The organism is Streptomyces sp. CNZ287, assembly GCF_007827615.1.
Genome location: NZ_VISV01000005.1, coordinates 202,598 through 215,121 on the forward strand (window position 1 = coordinate 202,598; position 12,524 = coordinate 215,121).

The following is a 12,524-nucleotide window of genomic DNA, read 5'->3' on the forward strand; positions in this document are numbered from 1 at the left end:
CCGATTGGCGGCCCATGCCGGGTGGAGAATTGTCTCCTGCCCCGTGACCGTCATACGGTCTGGGGTCAACTCCCTACCACCCCCGGAACCAGGCGGTCCCGGGACCGTCCTCACGACCTCCCTGCCAGGAGTCAGCACCCGTGCCTTTCGCCGGTATCGCCCCCCGCCGCGCCGTGCAGCTCATGGCGCTGACAACGCTGCTAGCAGCGTATTGCGCGCAGCTCGTCGGCGCGCTCAAGCCCAACGTGCCCCTGCTCGTCGCCGCGGCCGCGGGCGGGCTCGCCCTCGACCTCTACCTGCAGCACCGGCAGCCCGGGCTGCTCTCCCTGCTCAGCAGGGTCCGCTTCGACGTCATGGTCCGCCAGCTGCTGCGGGACATGCTCATCCTCTTCGGCCTGCTGCAGATCGACGGCATCGAGCCGCTGCGGGAGCAGTCCGCGCTGACGGTCATGCTGCTCTCGTCGTACCTCGTGCACTTCCTCATCCAGGGCGTCACGATCATGGTGCGCCGGGACCGGACCGTGCCGGTCGTCACCCGGAACGTCGACGTCTCCGCGCTGGGCCTCGCGCCCGCGCCGCCGCGGATCCTCGCCCGCCGCTCCAGCCACCGCCTGCTGTACCTCTCCGTGCCGGTCACGGTCGGGCTGCTGACCACCGCCGCCACCGCGGACGCGGTGTGGGGCGTGCTGGGCCTCGGCATCTCGCTGGCGCTGAGCGGGGGCGGCGCCCTCTACCTGGCGACCTGGCTGCTGCCCGCGAAGCGCACGGCCGACGACCAGCGGGTGCGCGAGTGGTTCGCCGCCTGGCTGCAGGAGTACCAGCCGACGGTGGGCCTCTACTTCTCCGGCGGCGCCACCTCGGCGTACCAGGCCAACATGTGGGTCTCCACGCTGGCCGCCCTCGACGGCAAGCCGCTGATCGTGCTCCGCGAGCGCTTCATGGTGCAGAAGATCACCGCCACCGACGTGCCGATCGTCTGCCTGCCCAAGGTGGCCGACCTGATGCTGCTGGAGCACTCGACGCTGAAGATGCTGCTGCACCCGGCGAACTCCGGGAAGACCTCGCAGGTGCTGCGCATCCCCACCATCAAGCACGCCTTCACCAACCACGGCGAGAGCGACAAGCTGTCGAGCTGCAACCCGTACGCCAAGGCGTACGACGAGGTGTGGGTGGCGGGCCCCGCGGCCCGCGCCCGCTACCAGCTCGCCGACATCGGCGTCGACGACCGCGACGTGATGGAGGTCGGCCGCCCGCAGCTCGCGCCGATCCGCCCGTACGCGGGACCGCCGCCCGCCGGCGGCCTGACCACCGTGCTGTACGCCCCCACCTGGGAGGGCTGGGACGGCAACCCCGGCAACACCTCCGTCGTGCTGGCCGGCGAGAACATCGTGCGCGAGTTGCTCGCCGACCCCCAGGTGCGGCTGCTGTACAAGCCGCACCCGCTCACCGGCTCGGTCGACCCACGCGCGGGCGAGGCCAACAAGCGGATCCAGGCGATGATCACCGAGGCGAACGCGGCCATGGTCGCCGAGGCCGCCGCGGGCGGCCAGGGCGCGGGCGGCCGGGGCGCCGAGCGGCCGGGCCCCGAGGCCGCCGCTGAGCTGGCCCGGGTCCAGGCGGAGCTGGACGAACTGGCCACCACGACCTTCCGCACCGGCGCCGACGAGGTCGAGCGCATGCTCGTGCAGTCCTCCCCCGAGGCCGGCAGGGCCGAGGCCGTACAGGCCGCGACCGCCGCGTGGGAGGAGGCGTACTGGGCCTCGCTGCCCGTCTGGGAGCACCAGATCATCACCGACTCCCGCCCCGGCATCTACGCCTGCTTCAACGTGGCGGACGTGCTGATCAGCGATGTCTCCAGCGTCATCTCCGACTACCTGACCAGCGAGAAGCCGTACGCGGTCGCCAACACCAGCGGGATGACGGAGGCGGAGTTCAAGGCGGAGTTCCCGACCGTGCGGGCAGGGACCATCCTCGGCCCGAGGGCGAAGCAGATCCCCGCCCTGCTGGAGGCTGTCCGCGACCCGGAGCACGACACGCTGGTACGGGCCCGTGCGGAGCTGAAGGAGCACCTCCTCGGGCCGTCGGAACCGCCGTCGCTGGTGCGCTTCAACGCCGCCGCGGTGGCGCTGTGCGCCAAGGCGGACGCGCGCGCGGCGCGCATCGAAGCGCGAGGGGAGTCCGATATCCCTTCTCAGCGTCGGGACGCGGCGGAGGAGCTGGAGCTGGAGCCGGAGGAGCCGGCGGGCGTCTAGGCCGCGTCCCGGACACGGACCCGGTGACAGACGAGAGCGTCGACCCGATCGCGGAGGCGAGCGTCGACCCGGATGGCGATCCGGATCCGGTGCCGTGAACGGCGGCGGCCCGCGGGAGCACTTCCCGCGGGCCGCCGCCGTCGTTCGTCAGGGCCCGGATGGTCCGGGTCAGGCGAAGGGGTCGAAGTCCTCATACTCCTCCTCCGCCCGCTCCGCGTCCCGCTCCCGGCGGCGCTGCGCGGCCGGCCGCGGGGTGTCGAAGCGGTGGTCCTCGCCGCGCCGCCCCAGCATCTCCGCGCCGGAGGCCATGGCCGGCTCCCAGTCGAAGACGACGGCGTCCTCACCGGTGCCGATCACGACGTCGTCGCCGGGCTTCGCCCCGGCCTTGCGGAGCCGGTCCTCTACGCCGAGCCGGTTGAGCCGGTCGCCGAGGTAGCCGACGGCCTCGTCGTTGCCGAAGTCGGTCTGGCGCACCCAGCGCTCCGGCTTCTCGCCGGTGATACGGAACAGGGCCCCGTCCGCGTCGCCGCCCTCGCGGACGACGGAGAAGCCCGCCTCGTCGACGGCCTGCGGGCGGATGACGATGCGCGTCGACTCCTGCTTGGGCCGGGCCGCGCGCGCCTCGCCGACGATCCCGGCGAGCCCGTACGACAGCTCCTTCAGGCCCGTACGCGCGACCGCCGAGACCTCGTAGACGGTGAAGCCGCGCGCTTCGAGGTCCGGGCGGACCATCTCGGCGAGGTCGCGCCCGTCCGGGATGTCGATCTTGTTGAGGACCACCACGCGCGGCCGGTCGTCCAGCCCGCCGTACGCGCGCAGTTCCTCCTCGATGACGTCGAGGTCGCTCACCGGGTCGCGGTCGGACTCCAGGGTCGCGGTGTCCAGCACGTGCACGAGCACCGAGCAGCGCTCGACGTGCCGCAGGAACTCCAGGCCCAGGCCGCGGCCCTCGCTGGCGCCGGGGATGAGGCCGGGGACGTCCGCGATCGTGTACGTCACGGCGCCCGCGGTGACGACGCCGAGGTTGGGCACCAGGGTGGTGAAGGGGTAGTCGGCGATCTTGGGCTTGGCCGCGGACACCACGCTGATCAGGGACGACTTACCCGCACTCGGGTACCCGACGAGCGCCACGTCGGCGACGGTCTTCAGCTCCAGCACCACGTCGCGCGCGGTGCCCGGCTCGCCGAGCAGCGCGAAGCCGGGGGCCTTGCGGCGCTGGGAGGCGAGCGCCGCGTTGCCGAGGCCGCCGCGGCCGCCCTGGGCGGCGACGAAGGTCGTGCCGTGCCCGACGAGGTCCGCGAGCACCTCGCCGTCCTTGGTGAGGACGACCGTGCCGTCCGGCACCGGCAGGACGAGGTCCTTGCCGTTGGCGCCCGCGCGGTCGCCGCCCTCGCCCGGCTTGCCGCTGGTGGCCTTGCGGTGGGGGGTGTGGTGGTAGTCGATCAGGGTGGTGACGTTCTGGTCGACGGTGAGGATGACGTCACCGCCGTGACCGCCGTTGCCGCCGTCGGGGCCGCCGAGCGGCCGGAACTTCTCGCGGTGAACGGAGGCGCAGCCGTGTCCCCCGTTGCCCGCGGCCACGTGCAGGGTGACGCGGTCCACGAAGGTGGTCATGAGGGTGTGCCTCCCGGCGTTGAGGTGCGATCGGGGGTCGTTCGGTGTCGTACGGAACGCTCGCGCCGTACGGGATGCTCGTGCCGTACGGCGCGCGTGTGCCGTACGACGTCAGGGGAACGCGCCGAGGGCGGCCCGGCTTCCCCGCACGTCGTCCGTGGCACGTGCGGAGCGGCGGACCGCCCTCGGATCAGGTGTGTGGTGTCCGGAGCCGGTGCTTACTCGGCGTCCTGCACGATGTTCACGACCTTGCGGCCGCGGCTGGTGCCGAACTGGACCGAGCCGGGGATGAGCGCGAACAGCGTGTCGTCGCCGCCGCGGCCCACGCCCGTGCCCGGGTGGAACTTGGTGCCGCGCTGCCGGATGATGATCTCGCCGGCGCCGACGACCTGGCCGCCGAAGCGCTTGACGCCGAGCCGCTGGGCGTTGGAGTCGCGACCGTTCCGAGTGGACGATGCGCCCTTCTTGTGTGCCATCTCTCCTCAGTCCTTACTTGGCGGCCGGCGCGGGGATCTGGGTGATCTTCAGCGCGGTGTGCAACTGGCGGTGACCGATCCGCTTGCGGTAACCGGTCTTGTTCTTGTACTTCAGGATGTCGATCTTGTCGCCCTTGTGGTGGTCCACGACCTCGGCCTGGACCTTCACCCCGTCCAGGACCCAGGGGTCGCTGGTCACGGTCTCGCCGTCGACGACGAGCAGGGTGGAGAGCTCGACGCTGTCGCCGACGCTCTTGCTGGCCATCCGGTCTACCTCGATGACGTCGCCCACAGAAACCTTCTGCTGGCGGCCGCCGGTGCGCACGATCGCGTACACGCGCTTCAGCTCTCTTCCTCAGTCGCGACGGAGACCCCTGATGCCAGCCGCCCGGCTGGGACACATGGGATGAGCGGCCTCTCCCGCCGCTCACGAGGAGACTGCGGGAGGGAGTTGCTCAGGAGCCTGGCGTGTCCTAGAGACACGCCGACGGTCCAGGTTACGGGCCCCTTGACCACCTGGTCAAACCGGTCTAACGGAGGGCGCGCTCGCCGTCCTGGGGCAGCGACTTCACACCCTGGCACAGGTTCGTCCTGTCCGCCGTGCCGGGCCACGCCACAGCCCGCACCGAGGTGTAGTGGCCGAGGTACGTGTCGTGCACCGGATCGCTGTCGATCTTGACGACGGCCTCGTCGTTCTCGCGCAGCGCGGGGCCGGTGAAGTTCTGCGAGCCGGTGAAGACCAGCTTGTCCCGGGAGCCGGCGTACATGCCGTCGATCAGCACGTACTTGTTGTGCACGATGTACGGCGTGGTCAGCTTCTGGCCCGGGTTCTGCGGGTCGCGGTCGTCGTTGTAGCAGCGCAGCGAGGGCCCGCCGGAGGCGTGCAGCACCTCCCAGGTGCCGGGGGTGCCGCCCTGGCTCCTGGCGCTGTCGGACTCGGCGTAGACGAGGCTGACGCCGCAGCCCGCCTTCTTCAGCGCGACGAGCTTGTCGGCGATCGCCTTGCGGGTGATCTTGAAGATCGCGACCCGGACCAGGGTGCGCCGGGTCACGCCCGCGGAGTCCCTGTACGTGCAGCGCACGTTGTCGAGGACGGCGTGGATCGTGTCCGTGCTGTTGGTGGTGCCGGACCGGGGGAAGAAGTACGCCTTGTAGAGGCCGTTGCTGGCGGTCACCGCGCGGTAGCGCCAGGTCGACCACTGGGCGCCGACCATGTCGCGGAAGTACTCCGCGTACGCCCCGTACATCGCCGGGTTGTCCGGCAGCAGCAGGGCGTCGTTGAAGAACTTCGTGTGCGCGGAGGGGGTGGAGTTGGAGGTCGTCTGGACGACGACGTTCCGCGCGCCCTCGACCTCCGAGAAGAGCCAGAACTTGTTGTGCATGATCGACGCCCCGAACTTCGGGTCGCCGAGGCAGGACTTGTCGACCGGGCAGAGCTTGACGAACGACCCCGCCGTCGTGCTGGTGCCGAGCGCCGCCTTCAGGCTCGCGTACATGGTGTTGTCCGGCCGGTCGCTGCGGCTCGACTCGTCCAGCAGCACCTGCACGTTCACGCCGCGCGCGCGGGCGCGTACGAGCGCGTCCACGACCGGCTGCTCCCAGATGTGGTAGACCGCCACCTTGATCACCGAGCCGGGAACGGCCGCGTCGGTCAGCTCGATCAGCCGGGTGCGGATCGCGTGCTGCTCGTCCACCGTGCCCAGCGGGTCGTTGAAGATCGGCCCCTCGATCCAGACCCGCGGCTCCGCCGCCGCGCCGCCCGCGCTGCTCACGGCGTGCGCGCCGGCCGCGGACAGGACGGTGGCCAGCGCGACGGCCTGGCGCGCGCCCTTGCGCGGCGAGACGGCCCGGTGGCGTCCGGTGGGCTTGAACACGGACATGGAAGGAACGACCCCCTGGGGTGCACGGCTGCCGATTGCTGCCTCGACTGCCGTGCGGTGGGGGCGCCCGCGCGTTCGAGTGCGGTGTATCCAAACCGGGCGCCGGGACCGATGTCAAGCGCACGGATAAAGGGGGCAAAAGCCCCTCGCCCCGCCGGCGGACCGGCGGGGCGAGGGGCGTACGGCATCGGCCTGGGCGGCGTCAGTCCTCCGTGGTGACGGAGACCGAGGGCGGGGAGCCCTGCTCGGCCGCGGCGGTCTTCTTGACCGACTTCTTGGCCGTGGCCTTCGCCGCCGTCTTGGTGGCGGCGGACTTGGTCGCGGCCTTCTTCGCGGTGGTCTTCGCCGTCTTCTTGGCCGCGGCCTTCTTCGCCGTGGCCTTCTTGGCGGAGGCGCGCTTGGCCGCGGTCTTCTTACGGGTCCGGGGCTTCTCCGCGGCCTCCGTCTCAGCGGCGGCCGCCTCCGGCGCCTCCGCGGGCGCCACGGGCGCCTCCGCGGGCTCCACCGCCGGCGCCGCCTCGGACTCCGCGCCGGCCGGCTCCGCCGCCTGCGGCGGGCCGCCCGGCGACATCGCCTTACGGGTCACCCGCCGCCGCGAACGGGCCGGGCGTACCGCCTCCGCGGGCTCGCCGGCCTCCGGCCGCTCCGCCTCGGCGGGCTCGGCCGCCGGCTCCGCGGGCGCGGCCTCGACCGATGCGGCCTCGCCGCCGGCCTGGACCTCCTTGACGTCCTTCGCCGCCTCCTTGGCCTCCTTGCCTTCCCTGGCTTCCTTGCCCTTCTTCTTCCGCTTGCCGCCGCCGGCCCCCGCCGCCGTGGCCTGGTCCATGTGCACGATCACGCCGCGCCCGTTGCAGTGCGCGCACGGCTCGGAGAACGACTCCAGCAGGCCCTGCCCGACCCGCTTGCGGGTCATCTGCACCAGGCCCAGCGACGTGACCTCCGCGACCTGGTGCTTCGTCCGGTCGCGGCCCAGGCACTCCAGCAGCCGGCGCAGCACCAGGTCCCGGTTGGACTCCAGCACCATGTCGATGAAGTCGATCACGATGATGCCGCCGAGGTCCCGCAGCCGGAGCTGCCGCACGATCTCCTCGGCCGCCTCCAGGTTGTTCCTGGTGACCGTCTCCTCCAGGTTTCCGCCCTGGCCGGTGAACTTGCCGGTGTTGACGTCGACCACGACCATCGCCTCGGTCCTGTCGATCACCAGCGAACCGCCCGACGGCAGCCACACCTTGCGGTCCAGCGCCTTCATCAGTTGCTCGTCGATCCGGTACGTGGCGAAGACGTCCACCTCGGACGTCCACTTCGACAGCCGCTCGACGAGGTCCGGGGCCACGTGCGAGACGTAGCCGTGGATGGTGTCCCATCCCTTCGCGCCGCTGACGATGACCTTCGAGAAGTCCTCGTTGAAGATGTCGCGGACGACCCGGACGGTCATGTCCGGCTCGCCGTAGAGCAGCGTGGGCGCGTTCCCGCTCTTCGCCTTCTTGCGGATGTCCTCCCACTGCTTCTGCAGCCGCTCCACGTCCCGGCGCAGCTCGTCCTCGCTGGCGCCCTCGGCGGCCGTACGGACGATGACGCCCGCGTCCTCGGGGACGATCTTCTTGAGAATGGTCTTCAGCCGGGCCCGCTCGGTGTCGGGCAGCTTGCGGCTGATGCCGGTCATCGAGCCCTCGGGCACGTACACGAGGTAGCGTCCGGGCAGCGAGACCTGGCTGGTCAGGCGGGCGCCCTTGTGGCCGATGGGGTCCTTGGTGACCTGGACCAGGACGGACTGACCGGACTTCAGCGCGTGCTCGATGCGGCGGGGGCTGTTGGCGAGGCCGAGGGCCTCGAAGTTGACCTCGCCGGCGTAGAGGACGGCGTTGCGGCCCTTGCCGATGTCGACGAACGCGGCCTCCATGGAGGGCAGGACGTTCTGCACCTTGCCGAGGTACACGTTGCCGACGTACGACGCCGACTGCTCCTTGTTGACGTAGTGCTCGACGAGGACGTTGTCCTCCAGCACGCCGATCTGCGTACGGTCGCCCTGCTGGCGCACCACCATCACGCGCTCCACCGCCTCGCGGCGGGCCAGGAACTCGGCCTCGGTGATGATCGGCACCCGCCGCCGGCCCTGCTCGCGGCCCTCGCGGCGGCGCTGCTTCTTGGCCTCCAGCCGGGTGGAGCCCTTGATGGACTGCACCTCGTCGCTGGGCTCGGCCTTGGCGCGGGGCTCGCGGACCTTGACGACGGTGCGCTCCGGGTCGTCGGGCGCCCCCTCGGCGCCGTCCGCGCCCTCGGTACGGCGCCGCCTGCGGCGCCGCCTGCGGCTGCTGGTGCTGGAGGAGCCGCCCCTGGCGCGTTCGCCTTCCCCGGCCTCGCCCTCCGCGGCTTCGGCGTCGGCCTCAGGGGCCTCCTCACCGTCCTCGGCGGCCTCGTCGCCGCGGTCGCCGTCCTCGGCGCCCTCGCCGCGGCGCCTGCGCCGCCCGCCGCGGCGGCGCCGGCGGCGGCCGCGGTCCTCGCCGTCCTCGTCCTGCTCGTCCTGCTCGTCGCGGTCCTCGGCGGCGGCTTCCTCGGCCTCGCCCTGTGCCTCGGTGGCGGCTTCCGCCCCGGCCTCGATCTCGTCGGCGTCCTCGGGCTCCTCGGCCTCCTCCGGCCCCACCGCCGCCTCGGCGGCGGCGCGCTGCGGGGTCTGGAACGCGGGCTCGGTGAAGACGGGGGCCTGGAAGAGCGCCAGCGGCGCGGCACCGAAGCCGGGCGGCTGCTCGCCGCCGTCGGAGAACTGCCCGGCGGTGTCGTCCACGGCCGGCTCGGTGGCGGCAGCGGCGCGGCGGGTGCGCCTGCGGGGCGCGGAGTCGGGCTCGGCGGCGGCCTCCGCGGGCGCGGGGCGGTCGCCCGTCACGGGCTCCTCCGCGGCGGCGGCAGCCCGGCGGGTACGGCGGCGGGGCGCGGCGTCGGCGTCGGCGGCCTCCCCGGCGGCCGCGCCGGTGGCCCGGCGGGTACGGCGGCGGGAGGTGCCGGAGTCCGCGGGGGTCTCGTCGGCGGCCTGCTCGGCGGCGGCACCGGCCTCGGCGGCGGGCTCGCCCGCCGGGGCGGTCGCGCGGCGGGTGCGGCGGCGGCCGGTGGCTGCGGGCCCGGCGGCGGGCCCGGCCGCGGCAGCGGTCTCGGTCTCGGCGACGGCCGGAGCGGAGTCGGCGGCGGGCGCCGGGGCTTCGGCGGCGGACTCGACGTGGGTGGGCTCGCCCGCGGGCGCCGTGACCCGGCGGGACCTGCGGCGCCGGGTGCCCGCGGCGGGCTCGGCGGCGTCCTCGGCGGCGGGTGCGGCGGGGGGCGCGGCGGGGGTTTGGTCGCCGGGCGCGGCGCCGTCCGCGGTCTCCGCGGTGCCGGCGGACTCGGCGTCGGTCTTGCGGCGGCGTACGCGACGGGTGCGCGGCGCCGGCTCCTCGTCGGCCGCCGGGGTCTCGGCGGGCGCGGCCTGGGCGGCGTCGGCGGCCGGCTCGGCGACGGCCGGTTCCGCGGCCTCCGGCGTACCGGCGCTGCGTACGACCCGGCGCCGCTTGCGCCCCTTCGGGGCGGCGTCGGCATCCGGCTCCGGCCGGGACTCCGCGGCGGGGCCGGTCCCGGCCTCCGTCGCCTCCGCCGCCGCCTGCGGCGCGGCCTCGCCGGCCTGCTCCGGTGCCGCCGGCTGCACCGCCGCCTCCGTGCCGGCGGCCGGGGTGGCCACCGTACGGGTCACCCGGCGGCGCCTGCGGCGCGTGCCGGAATCGGCGGAAGAGTCGGCGCCCTCGGCCTCTGTTTCGTTGTCGGCCACGGTGTGGGCTCCCTCGTTGGTGCTGTCATGGTGGTCTGTGGTGGTGGCGTCACCGGCCGCGGCGGGCTGCGGTACGGGCTCGGCGGCGGCCGCCGCCTGCGGCGTCCCCGCGGACCGTACGAACCGCCGCCTCCGCGGCGGCCCGGCCTCGGCGGCCGGCTCCTGGCCGGACACGGGCACCGTGTGCCCGGACGCCGCGGAGCCGGGCTGCTCGCCCACCGGCACCACGACGGTGTCCGGTGCGGCAGCCTCCGGCGTGCCGGCGTCGCGTACGACCCTGCGCCGCGAACGCCTCGCCGGCGGGGCGGCCGCGGTGCCGGAACCCGGCTCCGCCGCCGCCGTCCCGGCGGTGATCTCCCTGTCGACGGCCGCGGGCGACCCGGCGGCCTCTGCTACGTCCACGGCCGGCTCGGCGAGCACGGGCACAGGCGTGCCCGCCGGCTCTCCTGCGGGCTCATACGTCAGCGCCGGCCCCGGTTCCCCGGTGGTCGGCTCCGTCGCTCTCCGCGGCACCTCCCCCGCCGGCTCCGCCGCACGCCGGCGGCGGAAGGGCAGGCGGTCACTGGGGGTGTCGAGCGGGCCGCCGACGGCGGCTCCACCATCGCCGGTGATGCCCGCGGAAGGCGACTGCGCTTCCGAAGGCTCAATCGGTTCGAGCATGCGGGCGGTTCTCCCGTCACGCCCCCGGGCGCCACCTCCCGTACGGCGGCGGCGCCCGTGCCGTGCACAGGGCCACCGCCCGGGACGTATGCGCCGCGCGAGGGCTCTTGTCTCGCTCGCCGGACCCGCCCTCCTCGGGCGGACCGGCGAAAGTCTGCTGGTCCATGCGCCTGCCGGGCCCGGGGTGGCTCCCTCGTCCACCGGCGGCGCTTCGACACCGTCCCTACCCGGTGCCGTCCCCTGCCGTGGGCGGGGTTCCGCTCGCGACCTGCGGTGTGGCGGCGAGGGCCGCGGCATCGTCGCGGTCCGGCGCGAGCGGATCGGTCACCATGCCGGTCTCCGCGTCGAGCGGCCCCTGCGCCAGCCTGGTCACCGCTGCCGGGACCGGCGGCGCCAGGTCAGCCGCGACTCGCAGGCCGGACAGGACGTCGTCGGGTCGTACGGCAGGTGTCAGGTGCCGCACTACCAGGCGCAGTATCGCACAAGGACCCGCCTGCGGCCTATCGCCCCCGGCCGGGAGCACATCGAGCGCGGCCACCGCGCCGCGCGTGTCGAAGGTCCTCATCCCCTTCTTCGTCTGCCGTTCCACCTCGACCGTCTCCGCGGCGAGGAAGGCGCGGACCGCCTCCTGCGCCGTGGCGGGCGGCACGCCGTCGAGCCGCAGCTCCCACACCGACGCCCCCAGCCGGTCGGCGAGTCCCGGGGCGCGGGCCTCGACGGCGTCGACGACGTCGAGACCGTCGGGCAGGGACTCGTCGAGCAGCGCCCGCAGCAGCTCCGGGTCGCGGGCCTCGGCGAGCGCGATCTCCAGGTACTCGGCCTCGCTCGCCGTCCCCGTGGGGGCGGCGTTCGCGTACGAGACCTTGGGGTGGGGGGTGAATCCCGCGGAGTACGCCATGGGCACCTCGGCCCGGCGCAGCGCCCGCTCGAAGGCGCGCTGGAAGTCGCGGTGACTGTTGAACCGGAGGCGGCCGCGCTTGGTGTAGCGGAGTCGGATGCGCTGCACCGCGGGTGCGGGCGGCGGGCCTTCGGGCTGTCGCTTGCCCAGAGTCGTTCAGTCCTTCGTCCGTGAGCTTGTCCTGCCCCCAGGGTACGTGCCCGCTTTTCCGGCGGCTCCGCTCAGTCGGCCTTTCCGCTGCGTCTCCTCTGCGTCGTACGGACGCCGCGCCGGCCGCCCGCGCCGCCGCGGGCCGCCCGCCGCACTACTCCTTCGGCTCCCCCGTGGCGACCCAGTACCGCAGCTTGAGCCCCCGCCGGTCCTCGAACACGCCCCCGTTGGCCTCGATGACCTTCCGCGACGCGACGTTGTCGTGGTCGCAGGTCACCAGCACCTCCGCAAGCCCCAGACCGCGGGCCACCGGCAGCGCCTCGCGCAGCATGGCGGTGGCGTGGCCACGGCGGCGGGCGGTGGGGCGGACGTCGTAGCCGATGTGCCCGCCCTGCTCCCGCAGCCAGCCGGTGAGCGAGTGCCGGATGGCGATCCGGCCGAGGTAGGCGTCCCCGTCCACGTACCAGAGCGTGGTGCAGTGCACCCAGCCGGGGCGGATCATCGGGATGGTCTCGTCGGCCTCGGCGCGCAGCCCCGCGACGTACGAGGCGAAGACCGCGGGGTCGTGCCAGCGCCGGCGCCAGCGGCGCAGGTCCTGGCCGATGGACGTGTCGTCGCCGACCGCGCCCCTGCCCTCGGCCTCGAACTCCTTCATCGCCCCGGCGAAGGAGGCGCGGAATCGAATGTGGGGGGTGGTCAGTTGCGGCATCGCCCCATGCTTACGGCGTCCGGAGGGTCGAGGCAACCGGATAACCGGAGGTCACAGCGTATTCACAAATCAGTTGAGGCGGATGCGCACGGTGA

8 protein-coding genes are annotated in these 12,524 nt (G+C 73.8%); 1 reads left to right on the forward strand and 7 read right to left on the reverse strand.

Features of this window, described 5'->3' with window-relative positions; all coding sequences use genetic code 11:
• Window positions 1-140: 140 nt before the first annotated feature.
• Window positions 141-2,252, forward strand: a complete 2,112-nt coding sequence (locus FB457_RS12870) for a glycosyltransferase family protein (protein WP_145781915.1) — start codon at window positions 141-143, stop codon at window positions 2,250-2,252.
• A 168-nt stretch (window positions 2,253-2,420) separates the two neighbouring features.
• On the opposite strand, the gene obgE is transcribed toward FB457_RS12870, so the two are convergent.
• The 7 genes from obgE to FB457_RS12905 form a co-directional block, all read right to left on the reverse strand.
• Window positions 2,421-3,866, reverse strand: coding sequence for a GTPase ObgE (gene obgE, locus FB457_RS12875; RefSeq protein ID WP_047015770.1), 1,446 nt, complete (start codon window positions 3,864-3,866; stop codon window positions 2,421-2,423).
• A gap of 218 nt (window positions 3,867-4,084) precedes the next feature.
• The gene (gene rpmA, locus FB457_RS12880; RefSeq protein ID WP_047015771.1) at window positions 4,085-4,342 is read right to left on the reverse strand and encodes a 50S ribosomal protein L27; all 258 of its coding nucleotides are present in this window, start codon (window positions 4,340-4,342) and stop codon (window positions 4,085-4,087) included.
• Window positions 4,343-4,355: 13 nt separating this feature from the next.
• Complete coding sequence (gene rplU, locus FB457_RS12885) at window positions 4,356-4,679, reverse strand: 50S ribosomal protein L21 (protein ID WP_047015772.1); 324 nt, start codon at window positions 4,677-4,679, stop codon at window positions 4,356-4,358.
• Window positions 4,680-4,872: 193 nt separating this feature from the next.
• The gene (locus FB457_RS12890; RefSeq protein WP_047015773.1) at window positions 4,873-6,222 is read right to left on the reverse strand and encodes a phospholipase D-like domain-containing protein; all 1,350 of its coding nucleotides are present in this window, start codon (window positions 6,220-6,222) and stop codon (window positions 4,873-4,875) included.
• Between the two features lie 202 nt (window positions 6,223-6,424).
• The gene (locus FB457_RS12895; RefSeq protein ID WP_186461973.1) at window positions 6,425-10,672 is read right to left on the reverse strand and encodes a ribonuclease E/G; all 4,248 of its coding nucleotides are present in this window, start codon (window positions 10,670-10,672) and stop codon (window positions 6,425-6,427) included.
• A gap of 223 nt (window positions 10,673-10,895) precedes the next feature.
• The gene (locus FB457_RS12900) at window positions 10,896-11,678 is read right to left on the reverse strand and encodes a TIGR03936 family radical SAM-associated protein (protein ID WP_047015775.1); all 783 of its coding nucleotides are present in this window, start codon (window positions 11,676-11,678) and stop codon (window positions 10,896-10,898) included.
• A gap of 196 nt (window positions 11,679-11,874) precedes the next feature.
• The gene (locus tag FB457_RS12905; protein WP_047015776.1) at window positions 11,875-12,429 is read right to left on the reverse strand and encodes a GNAT family N-acetyltransferase; all 555 of its coding nucleotides are present in this window, start codon (window positions 12,427-12,429) and stop codon (window positions 11,875-11,877) included.
• Between the last annotated feature and the right edge of the window lie 95 nt (window positions 12,430-12,524).